A 15,493-nucleotide genomic window follows, 5' to 3' on the forward strand; every position below is an offset into this window, starting at 1 on the left:
ATCAGCCCCCGCTGCGGCCGCGACGGACCGCGGTGCCCGATCCGCCTCCCGATCGCCCGCCCGACTGGCCTGTGGATGGGGTGCGCGAGCCCGAAGGTGCCCCGGATCGAGGCGGCGACTGTACGCCGGACCCCGAGCGTTGCGGCTGCGACGGCCTCACCGACTGCGTGGGCCGCTCGGAAGAGGGCGACTGACGCGTGGTCGGCGGAGCCGGTCGCGATTCCTGCGGCGAAGGCCGTGAGATCGACGGTGCACGCCGATCCGTCGGCCGCTCACTCGGTCTCTGACGTTCCTGCGGCTCAATCCGCTGATTCGAGGGCACCTGAGGCCTGGTCGCCATCGGTGTGTTACGCGACGGGAACGGTGATTGGCTCGTCTGCGGCGACTGCGACGGGGCATTGCGCGGCACACCGCGCGGAACCGCTCTCTGTTGCGGCTCGGGGCGCTGCTGCTCCGGCCGGGTTTGCTCGATGCGGCGCTGGTCAATCACTGGAGGCCGCGTGCCTCCGCCAGTGGGCCGGCTGGATCCGTAGTTCGTGTCGCGCTGATCGCGCTGGTTGTTCGGCGATGGCCGTCCAGTGAACGGGCGCGAATTGTTCGGTCGCGAGTAGTAGGGCACTGACGCGTTGAATGACGGCCTCGGCGCCGCGTATCCGACGCGCCTGGCCTGCACGGGCCGCTGCGGCACCCAGAACCACCGCGACCCGCCTCGCTCCCATCGCCCGTAGTGATGCGTCGGCCACTCCCAACGCGACCCACCAATCCAGCTGTAGCCAAAGTTCACGACGAACGACCAGCGACCGGTGCGATACGGCTGCCACCCCACCGACACTCGGGGATACCAGACCCACCCGTACGAGCCGTAGCGCCCCCACGAGCCATGCCGATCGAAGTCGCCACCATACGCGCGCAATTCAACAGGCAGGTACCGCACCGATTCCACGCCGTAACGATCGGCTTCGAGCGACTCAGTCCAGCGTTCGAAGTCGTCACGTGGCGTGGTGTAGGCGTACGGCACCGACGGTGCGTAGCTTGCGGTCGTTAATGCGCGGGTGCCGGCACGCACCGACGTGCGGCCCAGTGAATTTTCGAGCTCGGCCAATCCACGTGAAACGGCGAGTTCCAGTTCCGCTTCGCCTCGTCGGTTGTCAGAGAGGGTGATGCGATAGTCGCCGCCGGCCCGCACGAGCGCCGCGCCTGCGGGCCGCGCATCAATATCAAACGATCCGGCGCGCCACGTCACTTTCAGTCGTCCGGCCTGCAGCCGCCACGCGGCGGAATCGTCAATCGTGATGTCGGTGTATTCGTCGAGGGCAATGACGCTGCCGTCCGAGAACAACACTTCGACGCGGCCGCGCGATGTGCTCAGGCGATCGCCCACTTCAAGCGGCACCTGCTCGAAGTCGCGGACGCTGTCGCCGCCACGGTAGAGCTGCGCACTGCCATCAACCGCCGAGACATACGCCGGCACGTCCTGGTAGTACTCAGCGTCGCCCGCGTAGGCCGGCTGTTCAGAGTCGCGCCCAGGCACGTACTGCTGTCCCGGGTCGTCGCGATACTGCGCAATGAGAGAGGGTGACCAGACGAGGGCGCCGGTCGTGAGGACGGGAATTACAAGAAGCCTGACTGTGCGTGCAAAGGTCATCGGACCCTCTAAGTCAGACAGTGAGCTGGCAAAATCAGTATAGCGCGCATTTCGTAGCGCGCGTCCGGCGGCCTTGAGACCCAGGCCGCCCTACGAGGAAATTGAGCCCCAGGCCGCCCTACGAAATACGGTGACGGGGCCGGTATTTCGTAGCGCGGCGTGAACCCCAACGCCGGGCCGGCGTAGCCAGGCCGCCCCAGGAAACAGCGGCCTGGGTCTCAAGGCCGCGGTTCTATTGACAAACACACACTCATCTTTCTATAATGTCTGAGACTAAGGTTTGGCCATTTTCCTGCCCCATGCGGCAGAGGAGCAACGGACATCATGAGCAAGATCATTGGAATTGACCTGGGCACCACGAACTCTGTCGTCGCCGTTATGGAAGGTGGCGAGGCGGTGGTCATCACCAACTCAGAGGGCGGGCGACTGACGCCGTCGGTGGTTGGGTTTGCGAAGTCGGGCGAGCGCCTGGTGGGCCAGGTCGCAAAGCGCCAGGCCGTGACCAACCCCGAGAACACGGTGTACTCCATCAAGCGTTTCATGGGCCGCCGGTTCGACGAGGTGGGCGAGGAACTGAAGATGGTGCCGTATCGGGTGACGGCAGAAGGTGGCCACGTCGCCGTGAAGGTGGACGGGCAGGACAAGCCGTTCACGCCGCCGCAAATCTCCGCGATGATCCTCGGCAAGCTGAAACAGGCCGCCGAAGATTACCTCGGCCAGCCGGTGACCAAGGCGGTCATCACGGTGCCGGCGTACTTCAATGACGCACAGCGTCAGGCGACGCAGGACGCCGGCAAGATCGCCGGCCTCGAAGTCATGCGCATCGTCAACGAGCCCACGGCGGCCGCGCTGGCCTATGGACTCGACAAAAAGAAGGACGAAACGATTGTCGTCTATGACTTCGGCGGCGGCACGTTCGACGTGTCGATCCTCGAAGTGGGTGAGGGCGTCGTTGAGGTGAAGTCCACCAACGGCGACACGCATCTGGGCGGTGACAACCTCGACCAGCGCGTCATTGACTGGATTGTCGCGGAGTTCCGCAAGCAGGAAGGCATTGACCTGTCGAAAGACCGGATGGCTTTGCAGCGCCTGAAGGAAGCGGCGGAGAAAGCCAAGATGGAACTCTCAACGCTGGTGGAGACCGAGATCAATTTGCCGTTCGTGACGGCGGATGCCACCGGTCCCAAGCACCTGGCGATGAAGCTGACGCGCGCCAAGTTCGAGTCGCTCGTCGAGGACCTGTTGCAGAAGACGATGGGACCGTGCCGGCAGGCGTTGCAGGATGCGGGCCTCTCGGCGAAGGACATCGACGAAGTGGTGATGGTCGGTGGTTCCACTCGTATCCCCCGCGTGCAGCAGCTCGTGAAGGACCAGTTCGGCAAAGAGCCGCACAAGGGCGTGAACCCCGACGAAGTGGTGGCGATTGGCGCCGCGCTGCAGGCCGGTGTGCTCTCGGGTGAAGTGAAGGACCTGCTGCTCCTCGACGTGACACCGTTGTCACTGGGCATCGAAACGCTGGGCGGCGTGATGACGACGCTGATTACGCGGAACACGACGATCCCGACGCGCAAGAGCGAGACGTTCTCGACGGCGGCCGACGGCCAGACGAGCGTGGAAGTGCATGTGCTGCAGGGCGAGCGCCAGATGGCGCGCGACAACCGGCCGCTCGGCAAGTTCCATCTCGACGGCATTCCGGCGGCGCCGCGTGGTGTGCCGCAGGTGGAAGTGACCTTCGACATCGACGCGAACGGCATCGTGAATGTGTCGGCCCGGGACAAGGGCACCGGCAAGGAGCAGAAGATCACCATCACCGCGTCGAGCGGCCTGTCGAAGGACGAGGTCGAGCGCATGGTGAAAGACGCCGAAGCGCACGCCGAGGAAGACAAGAAGCGCAAGGAAGAAGTGGAGACGCGCAATCGCGCCGACCAGGCGGTGCACGCGGCGTCCACGTTCCTCAAGGAGTCGGGCGACAAGGTGCCGGCGTCCGATCGCATGGCGATTGAGTCGGCGGTCAACGATGTGAAGCAGGCGCTTGAGGCCAATGACGCGGCCGCCATCAACCGCACACTGGACGCGTTGATGCAGGCGCAGGGCAAGGCCGCGCAGGAACTGTACAAACAGGCCGGGCCTGATGCCGCGGCGGGTGCGGCCGGCGGGGGCGCGCAGCCTGGCGCTGATGCCGCTGGTGGCGATGTCATCGACGCGGAAGTGATTGAAGACGAGAAGAAGTAATGGACCTGTATGGCGCGCTCGATTTGACGCCGGCGGCCACGCCAGCCGATATCGAGCGCGCGTATCTGCGGCTCGCGAGGCGGTATCACCCGGGCATCAACCCGGGTGACCGCCTCGGCGCCGAACGTTTTCGTCAGGTGCAGGAAGCCTACGAAGTGTTGGGCGACCCCGCGCGTCGTCGTCAGTACGACGAGGGGCAGCACCGGCATCAGGGCGTAGTCGAAACGACCATCGCGTTCGACGGGTTCGATTTCACGGCTGCGGCGCAGGGCGCGGAGGCGGCGACGTTCTCTGAACTCTTCGCCGACGTGTTTCAGGATGCGGCGCGCCGGGCCATGGCGCAGGACCAGGGCGCGTCGCTTGAGCTCACCATGCAGTTGTCGTTCGAAGAAGCGATGCGTGGTGGGGCGGTGCCCGTTTCGGTGGTGCGCCGGGAACGGTGTCCGGCGTGTGGCGGCGCCGGTGTCATCGCGCTCGAGTCAGAAGCGTGCTCCGCGTGCCATGGCCAGGGGGCCGTCAGATGGGCTCGGGGCCACATGATGTTCACCAAGGCTTGTGAACCCTGTGGCGGGACTGGGCGACTGACGCGGGCGGGATGCCGGATGTGCGCCGCCACCGGCGTGCAGACTCGCAGCGAAGTGGTGACGGTGCATGTGCCGGCGGGCATCGAGTCGCAGGCGCGGCTGGTGGTGCCAGGGCGCGGGCACGCCGGCGAGCGAGGCGGGCCGGCCGGGGATTTGTATGTGACCATCGAGGTGGCGCCCCATCCGGTGTTTCATCGCGACGGCTTGGATTTGCACGTGAAGGTGCCGGTCGCGATTCACGAAGCCGCGCTCGGGGCCCGCATCGACGTTCCAACGCTGGCGGGTCCAGTGAAAGCCCGGGTGCCACCGGGAACGGCGGCAGGCACCCGTCTTCGCCTCCGCGGCCACGGCGTACCGAGCCAGCTCGGACCCGACGCCGCCGGCGACCTCATCGTCGAGCTCCAGATCGTGTTGCCGCCCGTCCAGGACGAGCGGTCGAAAGCACTCCTGCGCGAGTTTGCACGGTTGAATCCCGTGGACGTACGCGCACACCTGTTTGACTCGTGAAGTAGAAAGGCGGGAGTAAGGCCATGACCAGACGCACGGGCACCGGCAAGGGTTACTACATGATTAGCGCGGTGTCGACCAAGTACGACATCCACCCTCAGACGCTGCGACTCTACGAGCGCGAGGGCCTGCTCGCTCCCTCTCGCACCGAAGGCAACACGCGGCTCTATTCTGATGAAGACCTGCAGCGCCTCGAAACGATCCTGGCGCTGACGCGCGAACTCGGCGTGAACCTCGCCGGCGTCGAAATCATCCTCAACATGCGCCAGAAAATGGAGCGCATGCAGAGTGAGGTCAACGAGTTCATGGCGTACGTCAAGACCGAACTCGCTCGTGGGTTGGGCGACTGGGAACAACGGCTGAACACGGCGCTCGTGCCCGCTGGAGACAAAGACGCGGGCAAGGACGCCGCCTTGTAAATGGCGAAATGTCACAAATGTCCGAAATGGCGAAGTGCGGACAAACCATTGCAGGGAAGAATGATCGAATGTCTTTGCCCTTCAATGGTTGAATCTGCTGCTCCAAGGTCATTCGCCAATTGCGCGCCTTTGACATTTGGGCATTTCGCCATTCCCGCACTGCAGACATTTCGTCATTTCGGGCATTTGTGACATTTCACAATTACAGAATTGCTGCTACGCTTAACTCCCCGTGGAGTGCGCAATTTGTAACGGAACCGGATGGAAGCCGATTGTTGTCGGCGAGATTCGGCGCGTTGAGCGTTGTGAGTGCTGGCGCGCGCAGGCATCGTCTCGTCTGATGCACGATGCGCGGATTCCGCCGCGTTACGCGCGATGTGATCTCTCGAATTTCGTGACCTATCCGAACGAGAAGCTGCAGCTCACGCTCACGCGGGCCCGGAAGTTTGCCGAGACGTTTCCGGCCGTGACAAAGGGCTTGTGCCTGATCGGTCCGCCTGGAATCGGCAAGACCCACATCGCGGTGGGCGTGTTGCGCCAGTCGATTCAGCGCACCGGCGTGCGCGGGTTGTTCTACGACGTTCGCGAACTGCTGAAGATGATTCGGTCCACGTACAACCCGGTGGTGCGCACGGCCGAGATGGACATCCTGCGTCCCGTGATGGATGCGGAACTGCTGGTGCTTGACGACCTCGGCGCGGAAAAGCCCTCCGAGTGGGTGGAAGAAACGATGAACCTCATCGTCAACACCCGGTACAACGAGCGGCGTCCGACGATTTTTACCACCAACTACGAAGACACGCCTGACGACAGCAATCTTGATTCGCTCAAGGTGCGGGTGGGGTTCCGGATGCACTCGCGGCTTCACGAGATGTGCGAGTTCCTGGAGTACGAAGGGCCCGATTTCCGGATGCTCGGTCCGGGCAGCGGCGCCGAGGAATTGGCGATCCTCTGGAAGGATGGCAAGGGCCGTCGCACGTTGCCGCCCAAGGCCCGTAGCCAGGCGCGCGCCCAGTTGCGCGAGAACGACCCGCTTCGCTCACTCAAGCAGCCCGGCCCCTCGCGCGAGCTCAAGTGGCCCGGCGGCAAGGCCGGCCGAGGCTAGCCTGGACCCCAGAACCCCGGCGGACTCCGGGACTCCAGGACCCCGGGACCCCAAGCCCCAGGACCCCAGGACCCCAGGACCCCGGGACCCCAATCTGGGTCTCTACGTCCACATCCCCTTTTGCCAGGCGATTTGCTCGTACTGCAACTTCAACCGCGGCCTGCTTGATGACGACCTCAAGGGCCGATACGTCACGGCCCTTGAAACGGAGATCCGGCGAGCGCCTGGTGGCAAGGCCGACACGATCTTTTTCGGCGGGGGAACGCCCTCGCTGCTGGCGGCTGAAGAGGTCGCTCGCCTCATCCGCGCATGCCGAGAGACATTCGATCTCGCCGCCGACTCCGAAATTACGCTCGAGACCAATCCAGAAACCGCCTCGGCTGAACGTCTCGCGGCGTTTCGTGATGCCGGCATCAATCGCGTCAGCTTCGGCGTTCAATCTTTTGATGACGATGAGTTGAAGCGCCTCGGGCGCATTCACTCATCGGCCAGAGCGGTCGAGGCCATTGGCGCGGCGCAGTCTCTGGGGTTCAGCAGTGTGTCGTTCGACCTGATGTTGTGGTTGCCGCAGCAATCGCGCGAGACGTGGCGGCGCACAGTGGATCAAGCCGTGGCGCTCCGGCCCGACCATCTGTCGCTGTACCTGCTTGAGCTCTATCCCAACGCGCCGCTCAAGGAAGACATGGCTCGCGCCGGCTGGTCCTTGGCGCCGGATGACGATGCGGCGGAGATGTATCTGGAGGGGTTGGATGTCCTCGAGCAGCACGGCCTGGAGCAATACGAGATTTCAAATGTGGCCAGACCCGGCCATCGCTCGCGCCACAACGTCAAGTACTGGCAAGGGAGCGGTTGGTTCGGGTTTGGGTGCGGCGCCCATTCCACGGTGGCCGGTGAGCGGTGGAAAAACGTCTCGGCCACAGAAGAATATGTGTCGCGTGTGATGTCGGGGGCGTCGGTGGCGCTCGATCGCCATCATCTGACACCGCAAGCCCAGGTCGAAGAGGCCCTGTTTATGGGGCTTCGGCTGACTGACGGACTGGACAGGTCCGAATTTGCGGGTCAGTTTGGTCTTGATCCGTGGGAGCAGTACGGCGAGGCCCTGGCGCCGTTTGTCGAAGGCGGACAGGTGTGGCAGCGGGGTGGGCGATTTGGTCTCACCCGAGAGGGTATGCTGGTGGCGAACAGTGTCCTTGAAGTGTTTGTCTAAGAGTGGACTTGCCATTCAAGGTTGGTACGGTAAAGTAGGGTCTCTTTTTGGACGAACGCCCCCGTGGCGAGGAGGAGTTTCATGCGGTTGTCAGGAGTCTTGCCGGTGATGGGCCGGCGCGTGGTGGTTGCGCTGGGCGTGGCCGGGTTGTTGATGGTGGCGACGTCGGTTCAGGCCCAGACGGCCGCACCGGCGCAGGCGGCGGCTCAGCCTGAGCCACCGGATCCTCTGAAGTTCAACGGCGCCACATCGATCATGGTGTTGCTGTCGGTCAAGCAGGGGCAGGAAGCCACGTTTGAATCGGCGTTTAATGAGATGAAGGCGGGCCTCGCCGGAGCGGCGAAGCCTGAATTCCAGGCTCAGGCCAAAACGATGCAGTTCCTGAAGGTGGACGCCGTTCCGCCGCCTGACCAGCCGGTGCTGTATTTGCTGTTCCTGGACCCCCCGGTCACGGACCTGAGCTACAACATCACCCAGATTCTGTACTACGGCGGCGCCTTCGATGTGGCCACGCCGGAGGCGCGGAAGAAGGTTGATGACCTGTACGCGAAGTTCACAGCGTCGTTGGCCAATCAGAACATCTGGCCGATCGTCAAGAAGTAGCCCGACGCTCCGGCGTCTGAATGAAAGTGAACGGGACGTCCTCGCGCAAGCGGTGACGTCCCGTTCGTTTTTGTGGCAACCAGGGAAGGCAAACGTGACACACACACTCCATCGATTGGGTGGCATCGCACTGGCGAGCGCGCTTGTGCTGATGCCGGCGCGATCGGCAGCCCAAGTGCCGCCGCCCGTACCGCCACCGGTGCCGCCAACCACTACACAGGCGCCGCCGCCCGGCGCCAAGCCTCTGCCCGGTGCGAAGCCGCCGGCAGGGACCGAAGAGGAAGAAGAGGAGCCCGGCGTCCCGGCCGACTACACGTTTGCGTCTGGCGCAGGCATGTTGTTCTTCCATGTCCAGAAAGCCAGGGCCGCAGACTTCGAGGCCATCCTCGGACGCATTCGCACGGCGCTGGACCAGGCCGAAGTGCCAATGCGCAAGCAGCAGGCGCTTAACTGGAAGATCTACAAATCGGCGGAGGCATCAAAAGACGCAGCCATCTTTGTCTTCATGTTCGACCCGGCCCTCACCACGGCCAACTACGATCCGTTGCTGCTGCTGGCCGAGGTCCTGCCAGCCGAAGTGCAGCCCATCTACGATCGGCTCAAAGAGGCGGTCATTAAGATCGAGCGGATGGGGCTGACCAAGATTCGGTAAAGAACTGCATCGGGGTCCCGGGGTCCTGGGGTCCTGGACTCCTGGACTCCTGGACCCCGACAATCGTCAAAACGCTGCGTTCACCCCAGCGTAGACCCGGTGAACGGTCTTGAACAACGGCTCTCCGCGGAGACGGAAGAGCCGGTAGTCCACCCGGAGCTTGAGTGGACCGAGCAGGCCCATCTTGAGGCCGCCGCCGAGGTTGAGGCCGACGTTGGTTTCCTGGAACGTCCCGCGTAGCGATTCGCGATAGCCGCCGGCGCCGACGGTGCCGTACAACTGCACGCCTCCGGTAGGCGTTTGCACGATGGCGTTGATCATGCCGGTACGCAGCCGGGGCGCCGAGTCGGCGTCCTTCTCCGAAATGTCGGAATATTCCACTTCAAAGCCCACAACGAGGAGCGTCACGCCAAACGCCACGCCCTTGGCGGTGCGCGTGGTCGGATTCCGGCCGGCGCCGAAGAAGGCGGTGATGTCGGCGGCCGCCGCGGCCGGTGTGGCCACGAGAATGACGGCCGTCAGCATGCCGATGATCAGGCGGCGGCCATGCCGCACGAGCGAAAAGGATGTGTTCATACCCTTCCGTATCGGCCGCCCAGGCGCAATCGTGCACGGGTGACCGGGGGCCAACGTGATATTTTTCTCCTGATGGACCTGCGCCCAACCAGCGAACAAGCGATTCTCCGCCGTACGGTCAGAGAATTCGCCGAAGCCGAAATCGGCCCTCATGTCATGGAATGGGACGAGGCCGAGGCGTTTCCGGACACGCTGGTAGCCAAAATGGCCGCGCTTGGCCTGATGGGCATCCAGTTCCCCGAGAGCCTGGGCGGCGCCGGGATGTCGGCCATCGAATACTGCATCTGCATCGAGGAACTGGCGCGCGTCTGCCCGTCGGTGTCGCTGTCTGTTGCCGCGCACAACGGCTTGTGCACGTCGCACCTGCACATGTTCGGCAACGATGCCCAGCGGCAGCAGTACGTGGTGCCGCTCATTCGCGGCGACTACCTTGGCGCATGGGGACTCACCGAAAGCGGCGCCGGCAGCGACGCGGCCGCGATGCGGTGTTCGGCGCGCCGCGATGGCGACGGCTGGGTCATCAACGGCTCCAAGCAATTCATCACCCACGGCGCCGTCGGCGGCGCCATCGTCGTCATGACGGTCACCGATCGGGCGAAGGGGAACAGGGGCATCTCGGCCTTTGTGGTCCCTCGCGGCACCAAGGGGATGAAGGCCGGGAAGAAGGAACACAAACTCGGCATGCGCGCGAGCGATACGAGCGAAGTGCTGTTTGAGAATTGCTGGGTGCCGGCGGATGCCATGGTTGGCGACGAGGGCCAGGGCTTCCTCAACACCTTGCAGGTTCTGGACGCGGGCCGGATCGGAATCGCCGCGCTGGCCGTCGGCCTGGCGCAAGGCGCGTACGAAGCAGCGCTGCGGTATGCGAAGGAGCGCCGGCAGTTTGGACAGCCGATCGCGACGTTCCAGGCGATTCAGTGGAAGCTGGCCGACATGGCCACCCGCATCGAGGCGGCTCGGTTGCTGACCTATCGCGCGGCGTGGCTCAAGGACCAGGGCGTGACCAGGACGGGGCGCGAGTCGTCGATGGCGAAGTTGTACTCGAGCGAAATCGCGGTGCGCGCCGCTGAAGAATCCGTACAGATTCATGGCGGCTACGGATTCATGAAGGACTATCCGGCCGAGAAGTTCTTCCGCGACGTGAAACTCTGCACCATCGGCGAGGGCACAAGCGAAATTCAACGGCTGGTCATCGCCCGCCAATTGCTGGGACGATGATGGCGTTGCAGCCGTTGTCAGACCGTGTGCTCGCGCGCGACCCAAGGGCGATTGCCCGGGGGATCTCGCTCATCGAAGACGAAACACCCGAAGGCGCGCTGCTCGTCGGCCGCATCTTCGCGCACACGGGCCGCGCGTATCTTGTGGGCATAACGGGCCCTCCGGGCGCGGGTAAGAGCACGCTCGTGGACCGGCTTATCTCGAATCTTCGCAAGGAAGGGAAAACGGTCGGCGTGCTGGCCGTGGATCCGACGAGTCCGTTCAGCGGCGGCGCGATCCTCGGCGACCGCATTCGCATGCAGGCCCACGCTGAGGACACCGGCGTTTTCATTCGCAGCATGGCGACGCGCGGCCATCTGGGCGGGCTGGCCCGCACGACCGCCGAAGCGGCCATTGTGCTCGACGCGGCCGGATACGACGTGGTGATCATCGAGACCGTCGGCGTCGGCCAGGACGAAGTGGACATCGTACGCATGGCCGATGTGTCGGTGGTGACGCTCGTGCCGGGGACCGGTGATGAAGTGCAGGCGCTCAAAGCCGGCATCATGGAAATTGCCGACATCTTCGTGGTGAACAAGTCCGACCGCGAGGGCGCAGACCGCACCGCCGCGTCCATCGAGATGATGCTGGCCACAGACGATGCGATGGGCGAGGGCTGGCGGCCGCCGGTGTTGCGCACCGAAGCCACGAGCGGTCGTGGCATCGACGAACTGCTCGCGATGATCGAGCGCTTCCGTGTGCAGTCATCTGACACGCTCGGCGCGCGACGCCGTGCGCGCGGGGAGTGGCGCCTGCGCGAAATTCTCAGCCGCCGGTTTATGCACCACCTCGAGCACAACGTGCTCGCCCCCGGCGAGTTCGGCCAGTGGCTGGACCGCATCAGCGCGCGCGAGACCGATCCCTACTCGGCGGCCGCTGAAATGACGTCGGGTGTCTTTTTGACGCCCGACGTCATTTCAGCGGCCGCCCCAGTCGGGGGTGTTGAAACGACCTCTGAGGTCGTTTCCGCTGGGAAGTTGCCGGAAACGACCTCAGAGGTCGTTTCACTCGTCATCGATCACGTCGGCATCGCCGTCGCCGACGTGGACGCGTCGCTGAAGTTCTTCACCGGCGTCCTCGGTCTGACGTCGGGCGAGACTGAAGACATCAAGAGCCAGAACAGCCGGGTGCGGTTCATCGATACCGGTGATGCGAAGCTCGAGCTGGTGGAGTCGCTCGCGCCGGATTCCGCGATTGGCAAATACATCGCCAAGCGCGGGCCGGGGTTGCACCATGTGGCGCTGCGGGTGCCAGACATTCAGGCTGCGATGGCTCGAGTGGTGGCCGCGGGTGTGCGGATGATCGACCATGTGCCTCGACAAGGCGCCCACGGCTCATTGATTGCGTTTGTGCATCCAGGCGATACCCACGGAGTGCTCGTGGAACTGAAGCAAGTGGCTGTCGCGCCGGAGGGGCACTGACGTGAAGTTCGGCGACTTTGAACTGATTTCGCTCTCCGACGGCACGTTTCGTCTCGACGGTGGCGCCATGTTCGGCGTGGTGCCAAAGACGATGTGGCAGAAGAGGACGACGGCGGATGAGAAGAACCGGATTCCATTAGGCTTGCGGCCGTTGTTGGTGCGGACGCCGGAGCACACGGTGCTGATTGACTCCGGCGTTGGCGACAAGATGCCGCCGAAGTTAGCGGACATCTATGCCATCGATCGGACGCGCCATCTGGACCATTCGCTGGCGGATGCGGGCCTGACCTCCGACGACATTACCGTGGTCATCGCCAGCCACCTGCATTTTGACCACTTTGGCGGTTCTACGAAACGCGAGGGCGACACGATTGTTCCGCGTTTCCGGAATGCCCGTTACCTCATTCGGCGTGATGAGTGGCACGACGCCACGCACACGCATGACCGCAACCGCGCCAGCTACATGCCTGAGAATTTCCTGCCGCTCGCCGAAGCCGGCGTGGTGGATTTCATCGAAGGTGATGGCGAGGTGCTGCCGGGCATCAGCATCTGGCAAACCGGCGGCCATTGCCTGCACCATTCGTGGATTCGCATCCAGTCTGGTGGCCGGACGGCCGCGTTTGTGGCCGACTTGATCCCGACGACGGCGCACCTGGACGAGCCCTGGATCATGGGCTACGACCTCTATCCGATGGACACGTTTTATTACAAACAACGGTTCCTGCGCGAAGCCATCGACGGCGAATACGTGGTGTTCTTCGAACACGACCCGGCCATTCCCGCAGGCATCATCCGCGAAAAAGACGGCCGCCGGTTTATCGATACGGAGCTTGTATGACGATCGTCCAGGGTCCAGAGTCCAGGGTCCAGGGTCCGGAGTCCAGCGTCCAGAGTCCTGAATCGGTGAGCATTGGGATCATCGGCGGGTCGGGCCTGTACGACATGGGCGAACTGACCGACCGCGAGTCGCGGGTGATCGAGACGCCGTTCGGATCGCCGTCGGGGCCCTACGTGATCGCGACACTGCGGGGGCGGCGGGTCGCGTTTCTCGCGCGGCACGGTGAGGGGCATCGGTTCACGCCGTCTGAGCTGAACTATCGCGCGAACATCTTCGGCTTCAAGACCCTGGGCGTCGAGTGGATCCTCTCGGCCAGCGCGGTCGGCAGCCTGCGCGAAGACTTCAAGCCCCTGGATTTGGTCGTGCCCGATCAATTCTTCGATCGCACGCGTGGTCGAATCAGTACGTTCTTCGGCGAGGGCCTCGTGGCTCATGTGGGATTCGCGCATCCATTCTGCGGACCGCTGTCGTCCATCCTGACCGCGTCGGCCAAATCGGTCCACGCCACGGTTCATGAGGGCGGCACTTACGTGTGCATGGAAGGCCCGCAATTTTCGACAGTCGCGGAGTCGGAGTTCTACCGCAAGCAGGGATGGGACATCATCGGCATGACCAACCTGCAGGAGGCCAAACTCGCGCGCGAAGCCGAGATTTGTTACAGCACGCTCGCCCTTGTGACCGACTACGACTGCTGGCATCCCGAACACGACTCGGTCACGGTCGAGATGATCGTGGCGAACCTCATGCAGAACGCGAAAACGGCGCAACAGGTCATCGCCGCCGCCGTCGAACGACTACCCATCGAGCGCACCTGTGAGTGCGCACGCGCGCTGGCCACCGCGCTTATCACCCGGCCCGAGGCGATTCCCGCCGCGCGCAAGGCCCTGCTTCAACCTCTCATCGGAAAATACCTCTCATGAAGATCATCGTCACCGGCTCCATCGCGTTCGACTATCTGATGTCGTTTCCCGGCAAGTTCACGGAACACCTGCTGCCCGAGCATTTTTCGCGGGTGAGCCTCAGCTTCCTGGTGGACACCATGGACAAGCGCCGCGGCGGGTGCGCGCCGAACATCGCGTACACGCTGGCGCTGCTGGGCGAGCGACCGAGGCTCATGGCCACGGCCGGCCAGGATTTTGGCGACTATCGGCGTTGGCTCGACGGGGCCGGGGTGGATACGTCGCTTGTGCTCGAGATTGAGGGCAAGTTCACCGCGTCGTTTTTCTGCAACACGGATGAGGCCAACAACCAGATCGCGTCGTTCTACACCGGTGCCATGGCGGACGCCTCGCAGCTGTCGTTCCGCACGGTCGAGCGTCCTGAGCTGGTGATCATCTCGCCGAACGACCCGGCGGCGATGGTGCAGTACGCGGAAGAGTGCCGGGCGCTGGACATCCACTACATGTTCGACCCGGGCCAGCAGTGTGCGCGCATGTCGGGTGACGAACTGAAAGACGGCATCAGAGGCGCGTCCTACGTGATCTGCAACGACTACGAGTTCGAACTCATTCGCCAGAAGACCGGCATGAGTGAAGCCGACGTACTCGACGAGTCTGGGGTCCTGATTGTGACCAAGGGCGAGAAGGGGTCGTCGATCCTGCAGAAGGGCCTGCAGATTGATGTGCCTGCCGTGGAGCCCACGCGACTGGCGGACCCGACCGGTGTCGGTGACGCGTATCGCGGCGGATTCCTGAAGGGACTGGCTGTGGCCGCGCCATTGGACGTGTGCGCGCAGATCGGTTCGGTGGCCGCCACCTACGCGCTTGAACACCTTGGCGGATCCAGCCATGCCTACAGCTGGACCGAGTTCGAAGACCGATACGAAACCCACTTCGGTCCGCTGATCCTGGTGGACTGATGCTGACTCGGCTGCTGGTCGCGGCGGCCGTCGCGTGGCCACTGGTTGCGGGTGCCGCGCTCTGGCACCGAGTGACCCACCCGCACGATGGGCCGGGATGGGCGACCGTGGTGTACCTGGCCGCGGCGCAGGTCTGTCACCAGCGGCCCGAACGGTCGTTCGAGACGGCCGGTGTGCCGTGGCCCGTCTGTGCGCGCTGCACGGGGTTATATCTCGCCGCGCCTTTCGGTGCCTTCCTCGCGCTTGGGCGCGCAGGAAAGAGCCGCGGCCTTGAGACCCAGGCCGCGCTACGAGGACAGGACGGGCTACGAGGACAGGACGATCGCGGCCTTGAGGTTCAGGCCGCGCTACGAGGACAGGACAGGCATTTCGTAGCGCGGCCTGGGTCTCAAGGCCGCGGCTCTTGGATGGCGCAGCCGTTGGCGTTGGTAGCGCTGGCCGCCGTGCCCACCGCGCTCACGCTCGCGTGGGAGTGGGGTGGCCTGGGAACGCCGTCGAATTCCTGGCGATTGGTCACGGCCCTGCCCCTGGGAATGGCCGTTGCGTTCGTCGTGATTCAAGTGACGCGGCCCAATCAGGTACACTGACG

15 protein-coding genes are annotated in these 15,493 nt (G+C 64.0%); 13 read left to right on the forward strand and 2 right to left on the reverse strand.

Annotated elements, in window-relative coordinates; genetic code table 11:
- Position 1: 1 nt before the first annotated feature.
- Entirely contained in the window at positions 2-1,645 is a 1,644-nt protein-coding gene (locus IPL75_10215) for a hypothetical protein (GenBank protein ID MBK9240615.1), read from the reverse strand.
- A gap of 324 nt (positions 1,646-1,969) precedes the next feature.
- On the opposite strand from IPL75_10215, the gene dnaK reads away from it, so the two are divergent.
- The 7 genes from dnaK (at position 1,970) to IPL75_10250 (ending at position 8,954) form a co-directional block, all read left to right on the forward strand.
- Positions 1,970-3,877, forward strand: coding sequence for a molecular chaperone DnaK (gene dnaK, locus IPL75_10220; GenBank protein MBK9240616.1), 1,908 nt, complete (start codon positions 1,970-1,972; stop codon positions 3,875-3,877).
- Positions 3,877-4,968 carry a J domain-containing protein gene (locus IPL75_10225; GenBank protein ID MBK9240617.1) on the forward strand — a complete coding sequence of 364 codons (1,092 nt, stop codon included), beginning with the start codon at positions 3,877-3,879 and terminating at the stop codon, positions 4,966-4,968. Before dnaK ends, IPL75_10225 begins: the two co-directional genes overlap by 1 nt.
- Positions 4,969-4,991: 23 nt before the next feature.
- Complete coding sequence (locus IPL75_10230) at positions 4,992-5,387, forward strand: helix-turn-helix transcriptional regulator (GenBank protein ID MBK9240618.1); 396 nt, start codon at positions 4,992-4,994, stop codon at positions 5,385-5,387.
- A 340-nt stretch (positions 5,388-5,727) separates the two neighbouring features.
- Positions 5,728-6,492, forward strand: coding sequence for an ATP-binding protein (locus IPL75_10235; protein ID MBK9240619.1), 765 nt, complete (start codon positions 5,728-5,730; stop codon positions 6,490-6,492).
- A 457-nt stretch (positions 6,493-6,949) separates the two neighbouring features.
- Positions 6,950-7,699, forward strand: coding sequence for a coproporphyrinogen III oxidase family protein (locus IPL75_10240; GenBank protein ID MBK9240620.1), 750 nt, complete (start codon positions 6,950-6,952; stop codon positions 7,697-7,699).
- Positions 7,700-7,780: 81 nt separating this feature from the next.
- Positions 7,781-8,302, forward strand: coding sequence for a hypothetical protein (locus IPL75_10245; protein MBK9240621.1), 522 nt, complete (start codon positions 7,781-7,783; stop codon positions 8,300-8,302).
- 94 nt (positions 8,303-8,396) lie between these two features.
- Positions 8,397-8,954, forward strand: a complete 558-nt coding sequence (locus tag IPL75_10250; GenBank protein ID MBK9240622.1) for a hypothetical protein — start codon at positions 8,397-8,399, stop codon at positions 8,952-8,954.
- A 66-nt stretch (positions 8,955-9,020) separates the two neighbouring features.
- On the opposite strand, the gene IPL75_10255 is transcribed toward IPL75_10250, so the two are convergent.
- The gene (locus tag IPL75_10255) at positions 9,021-9,530 is read right to left on the reverse strand and encodes a hypothetical protein (GenBank protein MBK9240623.1); all 510 of its coding nucleotides are present in this window, start codon (positions 9,528-9,530) and stop codon (positions 9,021-9,023) included.
- Between the two features lie 72 nt (positions 9,531-9,602).
- Between IPL75_10255 and IPL75_10260 the strand changes: the two genes are divergently transcribed.
- From IPL75_10260 to IPL75_10285, 6 genes are read left to right on the forward strand one after another with little or no spacing between them, the layout of a single operon-like run.
- Positions 9,603-10,748 (forward strand): acyl-CoA dehydrogenase, encoded by a 1,146-nt coding sequence (locus IPL75_10260; protein ID MBK9240624.1) that lies wholly within the window; start codon positions 9,603-9,605, stop codon positions 10,746-10,748.
- Positions 10,745-12,208 carry a methylmalonyl Co-A mutase-associated GTPase MeaB gene (gene meaB, locus IPL75_10265; GenBank protein MBK9240625.1) on the forward strand — a complete coding sequence of 488 codons (1,464 nt, stop codon included), beginning with the start codon at positions 10,745-10,747 and terminating at the stop codon, positions 12,206-12,208. The genes IPL75_10260 and meaB overlap by 4 nt, the downstream gene beginning before the upstream one ends.
- A gap of 1 nt (position 12,209) precedes the next feature.
- On the forward strand, positions 12,210-13,046 hold the full coding sequence (locus IPL75_10270; protein MBK9240626.1) for an MBL fold metallo-hydrolase: 837 nt from the start codon (positions 12,210-12,212) through the stop codon (positions 13,044-13,046).
- Positions 13,043-13,966, forward strand: a complete 924-nt coding sequence (gene mtnP, locus IPL75_10275) for an S-methyl-5'-thioadenosine phosphorylase (protein MBK9240627.1) — start codon at positions 13,043-13,045, stop codon at positions 13,964-13,966. The genes IPL75_10270 and mtnP overlap by 4 nt, the downstream gene beginning before the upstream one ends.
- Positions 13,963-14,904, forward strand: a complete 942-nt coding sequence (locus IPL75_10280) for a carbohydrate kinase family protein (protein MBK9240628.1) — start codon at positions 13,963-13,965, stop codon at positions 14,902-14,904. Before mtnP ends, IPL75_10280 begins: the two co-directional genes overlap by 4 nt.
- Complete coding sequence (locus IPL75_10285; GenBank protein MBK9240629.1) at positions 14,904-15,491, forward strand: DUF2085 domain-containing protein; 588 nt, start codon at positions 14,904-14,906, stop codon at positions 15,489-15,491. Before IPL75_10280 ends, IPL75_10285 begins: the two co-directional genes overlap by 1 nt.
- Positions 15,492-15,493: the final 2 nt, after the last annotated feature.

This window comes from Acidobacteriota bacterium (assembly GCA_016716905.1).
Taxonomy (GTDB): Bacteria; Acidobacteriota; Vicinamibacteria; order Vicinamibacterales; family SCN-69-37; genus SYFT01.